Source organism: Pseudotamlana agarivorans, from assembly GCF_001642835.1.
GTDB lineage: Bacteria > Bacteroidota > Bacteroidia > Flavobacteriales > Flavobacteriaceae > Pseudotamlana > Pseudotamlana agarivorans.
Genome location: NZ_LXEI01000005.1, coordinates 1 through 541, shown reverse-complemented (window position 1 = coordinate 541; position 541 = coordinate 1). Strand labels below are relative to the sequence as shown.

The 541-nt window shown below is 41.8% G+C and carries 1 protein-coding gene; it reads left to right on the top strand.

The features are described from left to right. Positions 1-541, top strand: a 541-nt coding sequence (locus tag A6I66_RS08005; protein ID WP_157614142.1) for a DUF11 domain-containing protein, incomplete at both ends; no start/stop codon positions are given.

Genomic DNA, 541 nt, shown 5'->3' with positions numbered 1-541 from the left:
ACAGGAACAGTGGTTAATGGTGCTACAGAAACTTTATCAATCGTAGCTACTGTAAACCTAACTGGTGATTACACCAACATTGCTGAAGTATCGGCTTCTGATATTGCCGATGCAGATTCCACACCTGGTAACGGAGTTGATACTGAAGATGATTATGATAGTGTAACTATTACGCCGGTTACTATAAATGCTGATTTATCACTTACGAAAACAGTTGCTGGTGGAAATACCTCACCGCTTGTTGGATCGCAAATCACTTTCCAAGTTGCTGTGACCAATGATGGTCCGCAAGATGCGACGGGAGTTGCAGTGACGGATTTATTACCTACTGGATTTACTTATGTATCGACTATAATTTCTTCGGGAACTTATGATGAGACTAGTGGACTTTGGAATACAGGAACTGTGATTAATGGTGCTACCGAAACTTTATCAATAGTAGCTACTGTAAACCCTTCTGGTGATTATACCAACATCGCTGAAGTATCGGCTTCTGATATTGCTGATGCGGATTCTACACCTGGTAATGGTGATCCGACGG